The organism is Loktanella sp. PT4BL, from assembly GCF_003201935.1.
Taxonomy (GTDB): domain Bacteria; phylum Pseudomonadota; class Alphaproteobacteria; order Rhodobacterales; family Rhodobacteraceae; genus Yoonia.
In genome coordinates, this window is sequence record NZ_QJJL01000002.1 from 76,387 (window position 1) to 93,746 (window position 17,360).

The window sequence follows — 17,360 nt, forward strand, 5'->3', positions numbered from 1 at the left end:
GCCCTAGGCTGCGTCGAGGCTTCTTGCCAAGGCGCAGAAGGCCTCTAATCCGACCTGTTCGGCGCGTTCCGTGGGTTTGATGCCGACAGCATTTAGGTGGTCTTCGATATCTGGGCTGACGGATTTGAGTGCCGAGCGCAGCATCTTGCGGCGCTGGTTGAACGCGGCGGCCACCACTTTGTTGAGCGTGGCAGGATCCGCGGGATAGCGCGGGGCGGGCAGGGCGGTCAGGTGGACCACGGCGGAGTTTACTTTGGGTGGGGGGCTGAAGGCCTCGGGCGGCAGTTCCAGCACCATTTTGGCATCGGTGCGCCACTGCGCCAGGAGCGCCAGCCGCCCGTAGGCTTTGCTGCCCGGTGTTGCGACGATCCTTTGCGCCACTTCGCGTTGGAACATCAGTGTCAGGCTTTCCCAGAAGGGGGGCCATTCCGGCGGTGTCAGCCAGCGCACCAGAAGTTCCGTGCCGACGTTATAGGGCAGGTTGGCCGCGATCTTTATCGGTTGCGTCAGGTGTTCGAGCGGATTGACGTTAAGCGCATCGCCGTTGATGGTCTGTAACCTGCCGGGGTAGGCCGCGGCAATTTCGGCCAAGGCGGGCATGCAGCGGGGGTCTTTTTCAATCGCCAGCACGCGGCGCGCCCCTTCGGCCAAGAGACCCCGCGTGAGACCACCCGGACCCGGGCCGATTTCGAGCACGTCAGCGCCAGTGAGATCACCGGCAAGCCGCGCAATCTTGGCTGTCAGGTTCAGATCGAGCAGAAAGTTCTGGCCGAGCGATTTTTTCGCGGCCAGCTCATGCGTGGCGATTACCTCGCGCAGGGGGGGCAGGTTATCAATCACGGGCATCGGCCATTGTTGCGGCCATACGGATGGCCGCGATCATCGAGGTGGCGTCGGCGATCCCTTTGCCTGCGATATCAAAGGCGGTGCCGTGGTCGGGCGACGTGCGGATAAATGGCAGGCCCAGTGTCACGTTCACACCGCCGGAAAAATCCAGCGTCTTTATCGGGATCAGCGCCTGATCATGGTACATGCAGACCGCCACGTCATAGCGCGCACGCGCGCCTGCATGGAACATCGTGTCGGCCGACATCGGCCCGCTGATATCCATGCCTTGGGCGCGCAGCGCATTCAGGACAGGGATGATCATTTCCTGCTCTTCATGGCCCATTTTCCCGTCTTCGCCCGCATGCGGGTTCAAACCCGCCACGGCGATGCGCGGCCTGGTGATGCCGAAATCGCGCCGCAGTGCGGCATGGGTAATCAGTAGGGTATCGGTCAGAAGGCTGGCGGTCAGTGCGGTGGGCACATCCGACAGCGGGATATGTATGGTGGTCGGCACGACGCGCAGGGCATCACAGGCCAGCATCATCACCACCTGATCGGTTCCCGCGAGGGCCGCCAGATATTCTGTATGTCCGGGGTAGGCGAAATCGGCACCGTCGATCAGGGCGGCCTTATGGATCGGCGCGGTACAGAGCGCACGGGCAGCACCGGCCTGAACCAGCGCCACGGCGTCGGCGATGGCCGCAATCACACCGCTGGCATGGCGCGGGTCAGGTTTGCCCGGGGTGGCGGGGCTGCCGAAATCGCGGGCGAGCACCGTCATCTTGAAGGGATGGATATCGCCGGGATCAGTGGCGCGGTGCACATCGGTGCCTGCAGGCAGATGCGCCGGATCACCGATCCACAATAGCGGCACTTCGTTTCTCAGCGCCTGCCACGCCTTAACTGCGATCTCGGGGCCGATCCCCGCCGGTTCGCCGCAACTGATGGCGATCGGTTGCATCAGGGGCGGATAACGGCAGAGGCCCGCAGGTCTTCCAACAGGGCATCGGCAAGTGCTGTCAGACGCTGGCTCAGGATTTGCTGGCGCACGACGGCGGGATCAAGTGTGTCGGCGCCTGCGGCGTTGCGTGCACAAAGCATCAGGAACACGAGCGTTTCACCATTGTCGCGTGTCAGGTTGTAAGACACTTCGCCGGGATCAAGGCGGGCCAGTTCGAGCGCGATCTCGTCGGGGATCGCGGCGGGCGCAACTGTCAACCGGTCAAGCACCTCGGCAGGTTGGTTGCGCGCCACGCCGTAGAGATCATCGCAGGTGTCGACCTGATCGCTGACTACAGCCGCCTGACGCAGGCCGGCATCGGATTTGCCACCGGGAATGTAATAGGCGGCATATTCAAGGCTGACGGGGGCCTGTGCCGGGCGCAGGGCCTCGCGTGTGCCGCGGAGTTGGAACAGCGCGATACCATTGGGGATCTCGATCGGTTCGGTTACTTCGCCCGGTTCCAGATCAAGGATGATGGCGCGGATTTGCGGCGGATAGTTGTCAATGGGAAGCCAGCCCAGCCGTCCGCCATCTTCACGCGACGGCAAAGCTGAAACCTGGCGCGCAGCGGCTTCAAACTCTGCAAAAGAGCGCATCCGCGAAATCTGATCGGCCGCCTGCTGTGCCCGTGCGGCACGATCGGGTGGGGCTGCGATGATGATTTCCGAAAGCAGCACTTCAAGTTGCGAGCGGGCATTGCCGCGCTGCGCAATGGCGCGTTCCACGTCGCTATCGGTGATTGTCACCTGACGGCTGAAGCGCGCGCGCACATAGTCGCGCCAAAGCACGCCGATTTCGACAAAGTCGCGCAACGTGCTGAAATCGACACCATTCTGCGCAAGGACCTGAGTGAATTGCGGCAGCGTCAGATTGGCGCGTTCGGCAAAGGCTTCCAGTTCCTGCTGCAGGACGTCCTCGGAAATTGTCACATCGAAACGTGCCATTTCCTGCTGTTTCAGGCGATCCTCGATCAGCGCATTGCGTGCAGCCTCATTGAGGTCACCCGGTGTGCGGAACAGTTCAAGCAGACGGATGCGCTGGGTCAGTTCGTATTGGGTCACCACACGGTCATCAACTGTGATGACTGCGGATAGCTGTCCTTGCGCGATGGCGCTTGGTCCAACACATGTGCCGATAAGTGCGGCAGCCACCGCCGCCATAACCCGACCTTTTAGCATCTCAAAACCCGTCATTCGTTTCCGCATCCTGTCGCGCGCCCTGTGGAAAAGCTGCCGATAGAGCCGCTTATCCCGAAAGTTGTTGTGGGTTCAACCGTACTGGAAGACGTAAAGCGGCGCGAGGCCGAAACGTCGACGGTCACACATTCGTTTCTCCATTGCAGTACCGCGCCTGCGCGGACGGGACGCTCGGCGGCGAGATCATAGCGTGCATCCACGTCAAACGACCATGCATCATTGATGACGAAGCCCGCATCGACTGTCCATTCCGAACTGGTTTCCAAGCGGTTTTCCTCTGGGTCCGGCCCCAGCCAGACATAGTTTGCACCCAGTGATATGCGGTCGTTTTGCCACGTGATGCGGCTGTCGATCACTGTCAGGTCCTGCACGCCATTCCAAAGGCTGCGCGTGTCAAAAAGGAAACCGCCGGGCGCTGTGAACTGGCCTGCAAGCAGCCAGTCGGAATTGCGCCCGTCCAGGCCGGATGTCTTGGTGAAGCCGTCCTGCTCTTCCTGACGGAACACGCGCCCAAAGCTGAGGACCGAGTTGAACCCCCGCCCGCCCAGACGCGTCCATGTCACTCCGGCGGCACCTTGCAGGCCTGTTTCGATGCGATCATCGCCCGCATAGCGTGAAAGGGCAAAAAGGTTGGCACGGTCCAGTTCGGTACGCAGGCTGTCTTCATTGGGAGGTGTGCCGCCATAGGTTTCGGCCCAGCCAAGACTGACGACGGGTTCCAGAAGATGTGTGGCATCCGCAGTCCCAACGCGCCCGAGGGGCCATCGCAATGTCGCGCCGACACTTGGCGCGACGCGCAGGTCTTCGTTTTCGAAGGCGATATCATCGCTGACGAAATAAACATCCGCGCGCAATGCGGTCTGCATGTCTGCCACAAAGCCATAAGGCAGGACCCAACTGTCGGACCATGCGCCTGTCGTCCCGATGCGGCCGACATCGCGTCCGGCGTCCCCGTCGATTGTGCTATATCTGTAGGCCACATCAAGGCTGGCACCATAGCGCAACACACCGCCAAAGGCGGGTTCATAGCGCGTTTCATAACTCAGATCCGCAATGATCGGGGGGAGGGATGCGTCTTCTTCGTCATCACGGAGCGATTCGTAATTCGTCAAACGTGCATTGAAGAGCGTATCGTCCATCACGCGCAGCAGTTGCACCGCGCTTTCTAGGCGGTCGATATCCGAATAGCCGTAATCCAGAAGATAGGCGGGGTCACTGGACGTTTGGACATCAAAGTTGAGTTGATAGTCATCGGCAAGATCGAACCGGCCTTCGGCAAAGAGATAAGACCGTGCTTCCGGCAGCAATGTATCGTCGCTGATCGCACCCTCGACGGTCAGGTTGCCATTGGCAAAGGCCTGACGATAGCGCAGCTCGAGCGTGGTTGTTTCCGGCGATACATAGGGTGATAGTGTCAGGTCGCGATGATCACCAAGCGTGATGAAATAGGGTAGCTTGATCCCAAAACCTAGTTGTGTGGTATTGCGCTGTTCGGGGACCAGCAGCCCGTTGGCCCGCTCGAGCGACGGATCAGGCAGGCGCATACGCGGCAACCACAGAACCGGTATGCCGCGCACGCGCAATGTGGCGTTGCGGAAGTAAAGCTGCCGTTCTTCTGCATCGTGGATCACCCGTTCAGCGCGGATTTCCCACAACGGGGTCTGCGTGCCACAGACGCGGCAAGAGGTGGCGGTGGTCTTGTACAGTTGCGAATAGCGTCCATCGCGGCGGTCGATCTGGTTTGATGCGACCTGCAATTGTTGATCAAGCACGATGCGCGCACCCTGCAAGATACCGTTCTCAAGGCGGGGGTCGAGTGTGGCGCGGTCTGCCGTAAAGATGGTACCGTCCGCCGCCTGAACGACGATCGGTCCGATAATCTGCAACGTGTCGCTGGCGCGATCAAATACGATCTCGCTGGCGGTCAGCCGGCTGCCGTCAAAGAGCACTTCAACATTGCCCGTCGCAATCAGCTGTTCGTCTTGGGTCAGCACAACACTGTCCGCCACGAGTGTGGCAGCGCCTTGGGCATGTAGCGAAAGAGGCAGGCACAGCATCAAGAGGATCAGGAAAACGCGCATCAGCCGTCCTCGTTGTGCAACAGGAAACCCATGGATATTCCAATCGCGACAAAGGGCGGGGCCCATGCCGCCAGCAAGACCGGCAACTGGCCGTTTTCGCCAAGCACCTCTGCAAAGTTACGGATGAAATAGATCACGAACGCCAGCAGGATCGCGAACATGACCATCAGGCCGGTGCGCCCGCCGCGTTGATGCCGCAAGGTAAAGCTCGCGCCGATCATGACCATTGCGACCAGAAACAAAGGTTGCGCCAGTTCTTTGTGGAACCACATCAGATGGCGTTGTGCCGAAAAACCGGCTGTTTGCAGCCGCGTGATGAACGCGGGCAGGTCCCAGATCGCAATCGAAGAGGGCGTACCAAAGCTGTCACGGATCTGATCAGGGGTTAATGTGGAAGGCAGGCTGAGTTCTGGCAAGAGCTTGGCTGTCGCCTCGGGTGTTGTGTCTTCGGACAAAGCCCATGACTTGACGTCTTGCAGAACCCATGCACCCGCCATCAATTCGGCGGTTTCCGCGCTGATCCGCTGGAATGGCGCCCCGTCGGGCGTAAATGTCAGGAAGGTGACATCGCTCAATCGCGTTCCGTCAAGATTGGCACTGAGGGCACGGATAACGGTTTGTCCGGCTTCATCGCCCTGACGCAGCCACAGACCCGACGAACCGATGGACAGCACGGAGCTTGTACCGCGCAAGGCGTCGCTGCGCACTTCATATGCTTTTGATGTACCGGCGACGATCGGGTTCAACACGGCCACTGCCAACACACCCGCCAGAAAGGCAACGGTCAGCGGGGCCAGCAATGCTTTCAGTGCCGAACGTCCTGCGGCCCGTGTCACGACCATTTCCGAAGAGCGCGCAAGGCTGAGGAAAAGCGCCACAGTCGCGAGAATGACGATCAATGGCAGTATGGCATAAAGCGCTTCAGGGATATTGAGCAGGCTCAGGATCACCATATCGGTGAAAGTGGCGTCGGCGCTGCCGAAACGGCGCAACTGCTCGACCAGTTCGGAAAAGAACATGATCATGAAAAACACCCCGCCGACACCCAGCAGTGTGACCAGAAAGCGGCGTGCGAAATAGCGGTGCAGGATCATGGCGCGCTGCCCCCCTGGATCCGGCGTTTGAAGAGATAGGGCCGGCTCGCCCAAAAGAGCAGGCACCAGATCATCACAAACCCCACAATGCACTGCAGGTAGGCAACAAACCAGAATTGTGGATCGCTGCGCGCGGTGCGCATGCCTGATGTTTCGATTGCCTTGACGATGATTATCAGGACGATTGCGAAAATAATCTGCTTCCAAACCCCGAACCGGCTATATCCGCCGACCATCAGCGCCGAAAATCCCAAAAGCGCGGCAACGATTCCCAGAATGGATTGGCTGAACCTGTCGTGCGCGGTCGCCAGTAGTGCCGCGGCCGACCGGTTCGTTTCATCTTGCAGGGCTTGTGTCGGACGAAGCAGTTCCCACGTCGGGACAACATTTTCCCGCCGGCCGCTTGTGCGCGGTTCACTCATCAGATTGCTGATGTTGAAGGCGAAATCGTCAAATGAGGTGCGGAACAGGCGTTGATCGGCTGTTCTGAGAATCTGGATCATACCGTCGATCATGACCAACTGTGTCACGCCGTCCTGCCGGACCAGAAACGCCTTGGCGGCAGTGTATGTTATCTGTTCGTCAGCGTCGCGGGTGTCCGAGAGGAAGACATCGCGTAATTCCCCCTCTGGCGTGATGTCGCGGATATAGAAGGTGACGCCGTTTACCGGTTCGAGAAAGCGGCCTTCGGTCAGAAACCGCGCCGTGATATTTTGCGCGATTTCGGCCTCGCGCTCGACCAGACGCGCACTGCTGAGGGGGACCAGAAAATGCATCAGGACCGACATCATCACCGCGACAATCAGCCCGAAATACATCACGGGCCGCGCAAGCCGGAAAGGCGAGTATCCGGTCGCCTGCACCACAGTCAGCTCGGATTCAGTCGACATGCGGTTGGTCACATAGACTGCCGCTGCAAAGGCTGCCAAAGGCAAGGCCAGCCGCATCACCGAAGGAAGTGACAGCGCGGTGAACTCAAGGAAAACCGCAGCAGACTGGCCGTCCGCGATCAATTGGTCAAAAAGGGATACCGCACGGTTGATCCAGTAGATCAACACCAGCACAAGGCTGAAAAAGCCGAACAGCACCATCAGTTGCGACAACATATATCTGTCGAATCGCCCCAATGCTGTGTCCTTTTTGATGCCTGTCGCTCTGTTGGGGCCAAACTAGCCCAAGCGCGCACGGGTTTGAACAGCTATCTGGTCAAAGGGGTGGTCGCGGGCTACCTATTGCCACCAAGACATTCACACAGATCGGAGAGACCATGACCACACCCGCTGAAATCCAATTCAAAGACGTTGACCTTGAGGCTGTCGCCGGTGCTGCGGGGAAGGTTGTTGTTTTTGTCGGGGACGACAGCAAGCTGGATGCGGGTGCGCGCAAGGTGAACACGCTGACCCGCAAGGCGCTGGCGCGGTTTGTTGAAAGCGCAGCCTTTGAAAAGATGGCTGCGGGCGATGTAGCACCGCTTGGGTATCCGGTGGGCATGGCGGCGGTGGCTGTGGTCGTGGTGAAACTGGGGCGCAAGCCGAGCTGTGCGGATGCGCGCAAGGCCGGGGCGCAACTGGCCAAGATCCAGAACGGTGATGACCTGCTGATCCTTGCCGGTTCAATCGCGCGCGCCGAGGAGATTTCTTTGGGCCTCGCGCTGCGGGGGTACACGTTTGAGACCCACAAAACCGCGCCGGCCAAGACGGCTGGAACGGTGACCTTCATGGTCTCCAAACCCGAAGCGGTCGCGAAAGCGGCCGCACCTTTGGCGGCAGTGGCCGAAGGCGTGTTTTTCACCCGCGATCTGACGAATGAACCCGCCAATGTGCTGACCACGGATGATTTCGCCGCACGGCTTGCCGCGATGCAGGAACTGGGGCTCGAGGTTGAAATCCTCGAAGAGGAAGACCTTGCCAAGCTGGGGATGCGCACGTTGTTGAGCGTCGGCCAAGGATCGGACAGCCCCAGCAAAGTGGTTGTGATGTCCTGGAACGGTGGCGGCAAGGAAGCGCCTTTTGCTTTTGTGGGCAAAGGCGTGGTCTTTGACACCGGCGGCATCAGCCTCAAACAGCCCGGTGGTATGGAAGAGATGACCATGGACATGGGCGGTGCGGGCGTTGTGGCAGGTGTCATGCGTACGCTCGCGCTGCGCAAGGCCAAGGCCAATGTGGTGGGAATTGTCGGATTGGTGGAGAACATGCCCTCGGGCAATGCGACCCGCCCCGGTGATGTAGTCAAATCCATGAAGGGCGACACGATCGAGATCATCAATACCGACGCCGAGGGCCGTTTGGTGCTGGCCGATGTGTTGTGGTACGCGCAAGAGCGGTTCAAGCCTGTTGGCATGATCAATCTGGCAACGTTGACAGGGGCGATCATGGTGGCCTTGGGCCATGAAAATGCAGGGATGTTCTCGAACTCGGATGACCTGAGTACATCGATTGCCAAAGCCGCCGCAGCCGAGGGCGAGGGCGTCTGGCGGATGCCACTGGGTGCGGGTTATGACGCGGAGCTGAAATCACGGATTGCGGATATGAAGAACGTTGGCGGGCGCATGGGTGGTGCGGTGATTGCCGCGCAATTCCTGCAGCGGTTTGTCAAACCCGACGTGCCTTGGGCGCATCTGGATATCGCGGGTACCGCCAGCGTGAAGAAAGAAACCACGCTGGCCCCTGCGGGTGCGACGGGCTGGGGTGTCATGGCGCTGAACCGGTTGATTGCCGACAATTACGAGAAGGGTTGATGGGGGCTGCGTTTTTCTACCGCCTGACCGATAGCCCGCTAGAGGCGACTTTGCCCATGTTGATCGGCAAGGCACGCGGCGCGGGCTGGCGGGTGCTGGTGCGCGGGCATGACGCGACACTTTTGAAGCGGTTGGACGAGGTGCTGTGGCAGGGCCCCGAGGACGGCTTTCTGCCCCATGGCCTTGCGGGCGGGCCCTATGACGCAGACCAACCTGTTCTGTTGGGCGATGTGCCCAGTGACGGGTTTGCCTGCGTCATGAGCGTGGGCGGGGCGGCCGTTAGCGCCGAGGAAGTCAGCGCCGCCGAGCGGACCTGTATCTTGTTTGATGGCCATGATGGTGCCGCACTTGATGTGGCGCGTGGCCAGTGGAAGGCGCTGACCGACGCAGGCTGTGCTGCGCAATACTGGGCGCAAGAGGCGGGGCGCTGGACGAAGAAAGCTGAAAAGGAGGGTGGATCCTGATCCACCTTACCTGAGGCGCGCGATCCGCTAGAACGTGAACGTCGGGTCAAACCCTTCGGGCAGCTCGGCGGGCGCGGGCGTGCAGGCGGCCAGAAGCAGCAGGATGGCAATAGCTCTGATCATCGGTTCAACACCAGTTCGCCGTTGGAAATCTCGATCCGGTTGTAAAGCCCCAGATAGGTCATGCCCAGCAGCGAATTATCCATATCGCCGCCGTTGACGACCGCAGGCACATTGCGGTCGGTGATATCGCCCAAGCGCACCTGATCCAGCACCACTGGGGCTGTCCGCACCACGCCATTGGCGGTGCTGGCGGCACCCGAGTAATCCAGGCTGTTGGCATCAATCCCGATCCGTGCCGCATCGCGTTGGGACAACACGACCTGGCTGGCACCGGTGTCGATGACGAAATCAACCGCTGTGCCGTTGACATCAAGGGTCAGGTGATAGTGCCCGTCAGCCCTGCGCGGCACCGCGATGGCACTTTCGCTGAGGATGGTCTGGCGCGGGTTGACGTTATTGCTGATATCTTCCCACAGCCCGTAAGCGCCGATCACGCCGATAAAGATCAGCGCCCAGATCGCGGCCTGCTGCGCCATCTTGCCCATATTCTTGCGCCCGACCACGATCGCAGAGCCGCCGATGGCGGCCCCCAGAAGGACCAGATAGGTCAGTTGCATGATTTGGTCAGTGGTCATGGTTCAGATATAGGCACTAGGCGCCGATCCCAAAACCCCGCAGGCCATCAAGCACGAATTGCACGGCCAGAGCCGCCAGCAACATGCCCAAAAGACGGGTGACGATGTTCAGCCCTGTTTTGCCCAGTGCGCGTTCGATTGCTGGCGCGGCAAGGAAGGCCAGAAGGACGATCAGCAGCACCGCAAAGATGACGCCCGCGATGGCGCCCATATCGGCGGCACCCTGTGCCTCGCCTGCCAGCAGGATCACCGTGGTGATGGCACCAGGGCCGACAATCAGGGGCAGCGCCAGCGGAAAGACCGACGGGTCATCCTGGTGTTCGGCCTGTCCTTCGGCGGCCTCACCGGCGCGCCGCGCCTGCCGGCGCTGGAAAAGCATGTCCAGCGCGGTCAGGAAAAGCAGTATCCCGCCCGCGATGCGGAAGGCATCCATCGAGATGCCGATGAAGCCCAATACGGCCTCGCCCAGCACCAGAAACACCATCATCAGGCCGACGGCGACCAGAAAGGCACGCAGGGCAATGGCGCGGCGTTGCTGCGCGGTCATCCCTTGGGTCAGCGCAATGAACACCGGCGCAAGACCGGGAGGGTCGATGATGATGAACAGCGTGGTGAAGGCTGCGATGAGGGCTGGTATTTCGGTCATGGTCATGTGTCTGCCAGATGGGACCGCGCGGTGGCAAGGGCAGGATTGCCTCCGGCGGAAGTTTGAGGGGACGCAGAAAGTCCGGGATCAGCTTTTCTCGGCTTTTTCGAGTTTCTCGAGCGATGCCATCCACATGGTTTCGGCGCGGTCCAGACCCTCCATCACTTCGGCGTATTTCTTGTTCCATGTGGCAAGCTCGCCCGCCTTGCCATCCTCGTAGAGGACCGGATCGGCCAGTTTCTTGGCGAGTTTGTCACGCATGTCGTTGATTTTCTTGACCCGCTCTTCGTTGTTGCGCACCTCTTTGCGCAACGCGGCAATCGCTTCGCGCGAGGGTTTCGGCGCTTTGACGGGGGCGGGTTTTTCCTTTTCACGGGGCTTTTCCGGCGTCAGCAGCATTTTGCGATAGGCGTTCAGGTCGTCATCGTAAGTTGTGACATGGCCGTCTTTCACAAGCCACAGACGGTCGGCCACCATGGACAAAAGGTGCATGTCGTGGCTGACAAGGATTACTGCACCGGAATAGGCGGTCAGAGCCTCAACCAGCGCTTCGCGGCTTTCGATATCAAGGTGGTTGGTGGGCTCGTCGAGGATCAGAAGGTGTGGCGCGGGCAGGGTGGCCAGCAAAAGCGACAGACGTGCCTTTTGCCCCCCGGACAGACGGCCCACTGCGGTATCGGCTTGATCCGCACCAAGCCCGAATCCGGCAAGGCGCGCGCGCAGCTTGGCCTGGCCTTCATTGGGGCGTTCGCGGAAGAGGTGGTCAAGCGGGGTTTCCTCGATCCGCAGCTCATCCACCTGATGCTGTGCGAAGAAACCGATGCGCAATTTGTTCGAGGTCACCATTTTCCCGCGTGCCAGCGGCAGGCGGTCCGAGAGCATTTTCGACAGGGTTGATTTACCTTCACCGTTGCGCCCCAGAAGGGCGATCCGGTCGTCCTGATCAATCCGCAGGTTCAGGTCATGCAGCACGATGTGGTTGCCATAGCCCACAGCCGCCCCTTCGGTGGCAATGATCGGTGGCGAGAGTTCTTCCGGCTCGGGGAAGGTAAAGACCGTGCGTGCCGCATCTTCGGGCGCGCGGATCGTTTCCATCTTTTCGAGCATCTTAACGCGTGATTGTGCCTGCTTGGCCTTCGAGGCTTTCGCCTTGAAACGGTCGACAAAGGCCTGCAAATGCGCGCGTTGCGCATCCTGCTTTTTCGCAGCCGCAGCCTGCACCGCACGGTTGGCGGCGCGTTGGCGCGCGAAAGTGTCATAGGGACCGGTGTAGTAGATCAGCCCCTTGTCTTCGAGGTGCAGGATGCCGCCGACCGAGCGGTTCAGCAACTCGCGGTCGTGGCTGACGATCAGCACGGTATGGGGGTATTTGACCAGATAGGCTTCAAGCCAGAGCGCACCTTCAAGGTCGAGATAGTTTGTCGGCTCGTCGAGTAGCAACAGATCGGGTTCGGAGAACAGCACAGCGGCGAGGGCCACGCGCATACGCCAGCCGCCCGAAAAGGCAGAACATGGCATCTGTTGCTCTTCATGGGTAAAGCCCAGACCACGCAGGATGGTGGCGGCGCGCGCCTCGGCGGACCATGCCTCGATATCGGCCAGACGTGTCTGCACCTCGGCAATGCGGGCGGGGTCTGTGGCGGTCTCGGCCTCGGCCAAAAGCGCCTCGCGTTCGGTATCGGCACGCAATACGGTGTTGATCAACGACACTTCGTTGCCGGGCACTTCCTGGCTGACGCCGCCGATCTTCCAGCCTTTGGGGATGCTGACACTGCCCGTATCAAGCACCATTTCGCCGCGGATCACCCGAAACAGCGTGGTCTTGCCCGAGCCATTGCGCCCCACTAGCCCGACCTTATGGCCGGCAGGGATGGTGACGGTTGCGTGTTCGACCAGCGTGCGGCCTTCGACGGAATAGGTGATATCTGAAATCTTGAGCATATGCGCGCTATGATTGATCGTCTGGGCGGGGTCAATCACCCGTTTTCTGTAGCCCTGCGATTGTTGTGGCTGGTGCCATGCGGGGCGGGTTGCTAAGCGGTGGATATGGATACGCCGCGCACGATCTTTCTGGCCAGTCTCACCATTGTGGGTTTCGGCATGCTTTGGGGCTTTTACTGGCTGCCGTTACGCCAGATTGATGCGCTGGGGCTGACGGGGCCTTGGGGTACTGTGGCGATCATGGTCGTGGCTGTGATGGTCATGGCCCCTTGGGGGTGGCGTGGGCGCCTTCGGCTTATGGGTTCGCACCCCATGGCTGTTGCCTCGCTTGTCCTGGGCGGCTGTTCGCTGATGTTTTACTCGCTGGGCCTGCTCTACGGGCGCGTGGCGATTATTGTGATCCTGTTCTATCTCACCCCAATCTGGAGCACGCTCATCGGGCGTTACCTGATGGGTTGGCCGATCACGGGGCCCCGGATTGCCGCGCTTCTGGCAGGCATTGCAGGGCTTGTGTTGATGTTGGGCGGGGATGGTCAGCTGCCGGTGCCCCGCGGGCTTGGCGAATGGCTTGGCCTGACAAGCGGGTTTTTGTGGGCCGTGGCCTCGATCGGGATCAAGGTGAAGGCCACGGCGGGACCTGCGGAAAGCACGTTCCTGTTTGCCGTGGGGGCTTTGGGAGGCGGGCTGATTCTGGCGCCTCTCGTGGCCCCTTTGCCGGATATCGCGGCACTGCCGCAACCGGGCGTCGTTGCCTTTTGGGTGGTATTCTCTGCAACCCTGTGGTGGGCGCTTTCGATCGTGGGCCTGCTTTGGGCTACGACAAAGCTGGAACCGGCGCGCGTGGGGATTTTGATGATCTCGGAGGTGCTGGTCAGTGTGGCCTCGGCCTCGGTGATTGCCGGTGAGGTGTTGTCGCCTGCCGAATGGATCGGCGGCAGTTTGGTCTTGATCGCAGGTGTGCTGGAGTTTCTGCCCGAACGGAAAAGGAAGCCTGCCTAGCCCTGTGTCGGCCATGCGTGGTGTTCATCGTCAATCACCAAAGCATGGGCGTGTCTGTGACCGCCGCCTGCAAGATGGGGGTGATTGTCGGGCAGGTCGTCATGGCTGTGGGTGACGATCACCGGATCGCCCACGGGCCAAAGGCGCAGGGCAGCGGTCAGCCCGATGGCTCCGACGACGGCCAGAATACCCAAAGTCGGCCCCATCCCCCAGGCGTTCATTGCGTTCCCCGCCAGCGGATAGGTAAAGAGCCAGCACACATGCGACAGCGCGAATTGCGCGGTAAAGATTGCCTGCCGGTCCTCGGCATGGGCCGAGCGGCGCAAGAGCCTGCCCTGGGGCGTGAGCGTCGCTGAATACCCGAGGCCGAGAAGGGCCCAGAGCGCAAGGAACACGGGCCAGTTGACGGTGATGAAGGCCTGGAGTGCCATAAGCACCGTGAGAAGAGCCGCGCCTGTCAGCATGACAGGACGGTCACTGAGGCGTTTGAGCATGGCTGGCAGCGCCAGCGCCGCGATCATGGAGCCGCCGCCAAAGGCCGCCAGCGCAATCGCCACATCGCCGTCGGTCCCGCCAAAGCCGCTGCGCACGACGACCACGGTATTCACAATCACAAAGGCGCTTGCGGCAGCGGCGGTCAGCGTAAGCGCCAGCAAGCCGCGCAGGCGGGGGGTGGCCAGATAAATCCGCACGCCGCGCGTCAGGCGCGTACGGAACGGGCGGTCTTTGGTACGTTGGCGGGCAGGAAGCAGCGTGCCCCAGATCAGGAAGGCCGAAAAGGCAAAGCCGATCACAGTGCCGCCAAAAAGCCAGTGATAGCTGATCATCAGCAAGAGCAGACCAGCCAAAGCGGGGCTGATGAGGTTTTCCAGATCGTATGCCAGCCGTGAGAGCGAGAGCGCGCGGGCATAGTCGTCCTCATCCTCCAAAACATCAGGGATTGTCGCCTGATAGGCGGGCGTGAACGTCGCCGATGCGGTTTGCAGCAGGAAAATGGCGAGATAAATCTGCCAGACCTCGCTGATAAAGGGCAGGGACAGGGCGACCGCTGCACGCACAAGATCTGCCATGATCAACACAGGCTTGCGCGGCAGGTTTGCGACCAGAGCGCCGGCAACCGGGGACAGGCCCACATAGGCCACCATCTTGATCGCATAGGCCGTGCCCAGCACAGCACCCGCAGCAGCCCCAGCGAGATCAAACGCCAACAGACCAAGGGCCACCGTCAAGAGCCCCGTGCCCAACAATGCGACCACCTGCGCCCCGAAGAGCCGGCCAAAGACGGGGTGTTTCATGAGGGTCCACATGCATCCACGCTAGCGGGTCGCGGGGGGTGGCGCAATTCACGCCTTTTCATGGCCAGACGCGCATGGTAGGGCGCAGCCATCATTTCACCGCGGCATCCGCCGCGTAATTCATCAAGAGGCTCACATGGCTATCCAGCGTACTTTTTCCATCATCAAACCTGACGCCACCAAGCGTAACCTGACAGGTGCAATCACCGCGAAATTCGAAGAAGCAGGCCTGCGCGTTGTCGCATCCAAGCGCATCCAGCTGACACTGGCACAGGCGCAGCAGTTCTACGGTGTGCACTCCGAGCGTCCGTTCTTTGGCGAGCTATGCGAATTCATGATCTCCGAGCCGATTGTTGTGCAGGTTCTCGAAGGTGAAGACGCGATTGCAAAGAACCGCGAAGTTATGGGTGCCACAAACCCTGCCGACGCAGCACCCGGCACGATCCGCAAGGAATTCGCGCTGTCCATCGGCGAAAACTCGGTCCACGGCTCCGACGCACCAGAGACAGCGGCAGAAGAGATCGCTTTCTTCTTCTCCGGTCTCGAACTGGTCGGTTAAGTCGGAGCAGGCCCCGACCTTAGGGTCAAGCAACAGAACCGTCCGCACCTGATTGGTGCGGACGGTTTTTTCTTTGCGCACGTCGCAGCGCCAGCGTGGCCTCGATGATCGCGAGCATGGCCGTGAGGATCAACAGTGCGGTGGTCCCGACCTCGACGATCATCCAGCCTGCGATCAGGGGAAAGCCGAAAATCCCGATAAAGTAGGTCAGCGCAAAAAGCTGCAGCGTCTGGGCGCCCAGACCGTCATCAGCATCCTGTGCGGCCATGCTGACCAGCAGCGGATAGGACATGCCGTAGCCGACCCCGAATAAGAAGGCGACGAGCAGATAGGCGGGCAGGCTGGCCCCGCTGAAGATGAACAGCACCACGCTGGCGCCCATGATATATTGCAGCACCGCGATGGTGCGATACGTGTTCTCGCCCCCCTTATAGCGCGCAAGGATCATCCGTCCGACAACCACCGTTGTGGTGTAGGTCAGGAAGAATTGCGCGTAATCCAGCCCGCGCGCATCGGCGAAAACGGTCTGGAAATTGGCCATACCTGCAAAGACGCTCGCCCCCAGACAGACCATCGCCACCGGCAAGAGAGCAGATGAGCGCGCCACGCCGCGCAGGGCCGCCAAGGTGATGCGCGAGGGGACCTCGGCAATGGGCGTGACCGCATGGGTTTTGACGGCCCCGTTGAGGCCAAAGAACAGGGCCGCGCTGACAAGGCAGGCAATGGCCGTGAGGGTGAAGGCATCGCGCACGGAATAGCCTGCGCCCTCAAGTGCGGCGGCAAGAACAGGTGCAAGGCCGAAACCGGCCATCACGAAAAGCGACAGCAGTGTAAAGAAGCGGGTCCGCTCATTTGCCACCACCAGCCTTGTGAGCACGATGGGGCCGAGCGAGTAGGTCAGCCCCCAGCCGAAGCCCAGGAGCAGACTTGCGCTGATCAGGCCGATGCCGACCGTGTCAATGATGGCATAAAGATAGAGCGAGAGCGCAATCGCGAGACAGGCTCCGCCCAAGGTGCGCAGGCGCCCGAAGAGATCGGACAGATGCCCCGAGAAATAGACCGTGACGATGGTAGAAATCGCCGTCAGCGCCAGCATCGCGCCGACGACCTTTTCATTGGCCCCGAAACTGTCAAAGAGGCGCGGCAACATAAAGGTTAGCCCGTAAGCCCCTGCTTGCAGGAAGATAGCCGAAAAATAGAGAGCGAAGACCACGACCCGCGACATTTCCGGCCTCTGACATAATGCGTTATCGTGGCACAGTAACAGGAAGGCCGGAACGCGCGAGGGGAAAGTAGGGGGATGCCGGATGTTATTCCTTGGCCACGGCCACCACGCCAATCTGGTTCAGAAACCGTTCCAGTTCCGAGCGGTCTTCATCAAAGCTGCCCGCTTTGATCTGGTCAAACTGCTTGCGCAGCGCCTTTTTCTCTTCGCCCTTGCAGTCATTCCAGGGCCGTCCTTGCAGCGCCATATGCAGCACGTAATAGCCGATGAAATGGGGGCGGGATCCGCCTTCCAGCATCTTGGCATAGGCTGTATCTGCGCCAAGCGCACGCAATTCTTCTGCTGTGGTGATCCCCACAGCTTTCAGTGACGCCGCAAATGCAGGTCCGATATTCCTGATAGAAGTCAGCTCCGCCATGTCGCGATCTTAGCCATACCACGAAAAAAGGGCCAGTGAGGTTCCAGACGGCTGATCGGGGAGGGCGATCGGTCTGGTCGTGGCCTCACCGGCCATTGGCGCCCGTGAACGGCTAGATACTCGCGTAATCGGTATAGACGGGCGCTGTCGGTTTGCCCTGTTGCTGCGGTGCCATC

Annotated in this window: 17 protein-coding genes; 4 read left to right on the forward strand and 13 right to left on the reverse strand. The window is 60.6% G+C overall.

Annotated features, from left to right (window positions below; genetic code table 11):
• Positions 1–3: 3 nt before the first annotated feature.
• Genes rsmA through lptF form a run of 6 tightly spaced genes read right to left on the reverse strand, consistent with a single transcriptional unit; the run spans position 4 to position 7,308 of the window.
• On the reverse strand, positions 4–846 hold the full coding sequence (gene rsmA, locus C7964_RS05310) for a 16S rRNA (adenine(1518)-N(6)/adenine(1519)-N(6))-dimethyltransferase RsmA (RefSeq protein ID WP_110278660.1): 843 nt from the start codon (positions 844–846) through the stop codon (positions 4–6).
• Positions 833–1,789, reverse strand: a complete 957-nt coding sequence (pdxA, locus tag C7964_RS05315; RefSeq protein WP_110278661.1) for a 4-hydroxythreonine-4-phosphate dehydrogenase PdxA — start codon at positions 1,787–1,789, stop codon at positions 833–835. Before pdxA ends, rsmA begins: the two co-directional genes overlap by 14 nt.
• Complete coding sequence (locus tag C7964_RS05320) at positions 1,789–3,024, reverse strand: peptidylprolyl isomerase (protein ID WP_286163790.1); 1,236 nt, start codon at positions 3,022–3,024, stop codon at positions 1,789–1,791. Before C7964_RS05320 ends, pdxA begins: the two co-directional genes overlap by 1 nt.
• The gene (locus C7964_RS05325; RefSeq protein WP_110278662.1) at positions 3,021–5,108 is read right to left on the reverse strand and encodes an LPS-assembly protein LptD; all 2,088 of its coding nucleotides are present in this window, start codon (positions 5,106–5,108) and stop codon (positions 3,021–3,023) included. Before C7964_RS05325 ends, C7964_RS05320 begins: the two co-directional genes overlap by 4 nt.
• On the reverse strand, positions 5,108–6,202 hold the full coding sequence (gene lptG, locus C7964_RS05330; protein ID WP_110278663.1) for an LPS export ABC transporter permease LptG: 1,095 nt from the start codon (positions 6,200–6,202) through the stop codon (positions 5,108–5,110). Before lptG ends, C7964_RS05325 begins: the two co-directional genes overlap by 1 nt.
• Positions 6,199–7,308, reverse strand: coding sequence for an LPS export ABC transporter permease LptF (gene lptF / locus C7964_RS05335; protein ID WP_110278664.1), 1,110 nt, complete (start codon positions 7,306–7,308; stop codon positions 6,199–6,201). Before lptF ends, lptG begins: the two co-directional genes overlap by 4 nt.
• 161 nt (positions 7,309–7,469) lie before the next feature.
• On the opposite strand from lptF, the gene C7964_RS05340 reads away from it, so the two are divergent.
• Positions 7,470–8,939 (forward strand): leucyl aminopeptidase, encoded by a 1,470-nt coding sequence (locus tag C7964_RS05340; RefSeq protein ID WP_110278665.1) that lies wholly within the window; start codon positions 7,470–7,472, stop codon positions 8,937–8,939.
• A complete protein-coding gene (locus tag C7964_RS05345) occupies positions 8,939–9,403 on the forward strand; it encodes a DNA polymerase III subunit chi (RefSeq protein ID WP_110278666.1) in 465 nt (154 codons plus the stop codon). Before C7964_RS05340 ends, C7964_RS05345 begins: the two co-directional genes overlap by 1 nt.
• A 27-nt stretch (positions 9,404–9,430) precedes the next feature.
• On the opposite strand, the gene C7964_RS05350 is transcribed toward C7964_RS05345, so the two are convergent.
• The 4 genes from C7964_RS05350 to C7964_RS05365 all read right to left on the reverse strand — a co-directional run bounded on the left by C7964_RS05350 (position 9,431) and on the right by C7964_RS05365 (position 12,688).
• Positions 9,431–9,526, reverse strand: coding sequence for a DNA polymerase III subunit chi (locus C7964_RS05350; RefSeq protein WP_110278667.1), 96 nt, complete (start codon positions 9,524–9,526; stop codon positions 9,431–9,433).
• Positions 9,523–10,101 (reverse strand): retropepsin-like aspartic protease family protein, encoded by a 579-nt coding sequence (locus C7964_RS05355; protein WP_110278668.1) that lies wholly within the window; start codon positions 10,099–10,101, stop codon positions 9,523–9,525. Before C7964_RS05355 ends, C7964_RS05350 begins: the two co-directional genes overlap by 4 nt.
• Positions 10,102–10,117: 16 nt before the next feature.
• Positions 10,118–10,747 carry a MarC family protein gene (locus C7964_RS05360; RefSeq protein ID WP_110278669.1) on the reverse strand — a complete coding sequence of 210 codons (630 nt, stop codon included), beginning with the start codon at positions 10,745–10,747 and terminating at the stop codon, positions 10,118–10,120.
• Positions 10,748–10,834: 87 nt separating this feature from the next.
• Complete coding sequence (locus C7964_RS05365; protein ID WP_110279419.1) at positions 10,835–12,688, reverse strand: ABC-F family ATP-binding cassette domain-containing protein; 1,854 nt, start codon at positions 12,686–12,688, stop codon at positions 10,835–10,837.
• Between the two features lie 105 nt (positions 12,689–12,793).
• Here C7964_RS05365 and C7964_RS05370 point away from each other — a divergent pair, with 105 nt between their 5' ends.
• Positions 12,794–13,687, forward strand: a complete 894-nt coding sequence (locus C7964_RS05370) for a DMT family transporter (protein WP_110278670.1) — start codon at positions 12,794–12,796, stop codon at positions 13,685–13,687.
• Here the strand turns inward: C7964_RS05370 and C7964_RS05375 are convergent.
• Positions 13,684–14,994: an MFS transporter gene (locus C7964_RS05375; RefSeq protein WP_110278671.1), complete on the reverse strand. Its 1,311-nt coding sequence runs from the start codon at positions 14,992–14,994 to the stop codon at positions 13,684–13,686. The two genes, C7964_RS05370 and C7964_RS05375, sit on opposite strands and share 4 nt — an antisense overlap.
• 124 nt (positions 14,995–15,118) lie before the next feature.
• On the opposite strand from C7964_RS05375, the gene ndk reads away from it, so the two are divergent.
• Complete coding sequence (ndk, locus tag C7964_RS05380) at positions 15,119–15,541, forward strand: nucleoside-diphosphate kinase (protein WP_110278672.1); 423 nt, start codon at positions 15,119–15,121, stop codon at positions 15,539–15,541.
• A 25-nt stretch (positions 15,542–15,566) separates the two neighbouring features.
• Here ndk and C7964_RS05385 read toward each other — a convergent pair whose 3' ends face one another.
• Both C7964_RS05385 and C7964_RS05390 read right to left on the reverse strand, forming a co-directional pair.
• Complete coding sequence (locus C7964_RS05385) at positions 15,567–16,766, reverse strand: MFS transporter (RefSeq protein WP_110278673.1); 1,200 nt, start codon at positions 16,764–16,766, stop codon at positions 15,567–15,569.
• Between the two features lie 85 nt (positions 16,767–16,851).
• Positions 16,852–17,184, reverse strand: coding sequence for a TfoX/Sxy family protein (locus C7964_RS05390; RefSeq protein WP_110278674.1), 333 nt, complete (start codon positions 17,182–17,184; stop codon positions 16,852–16,854).
• Positions 17,185–17,360 lie beyond the last annotated feature (176 nt).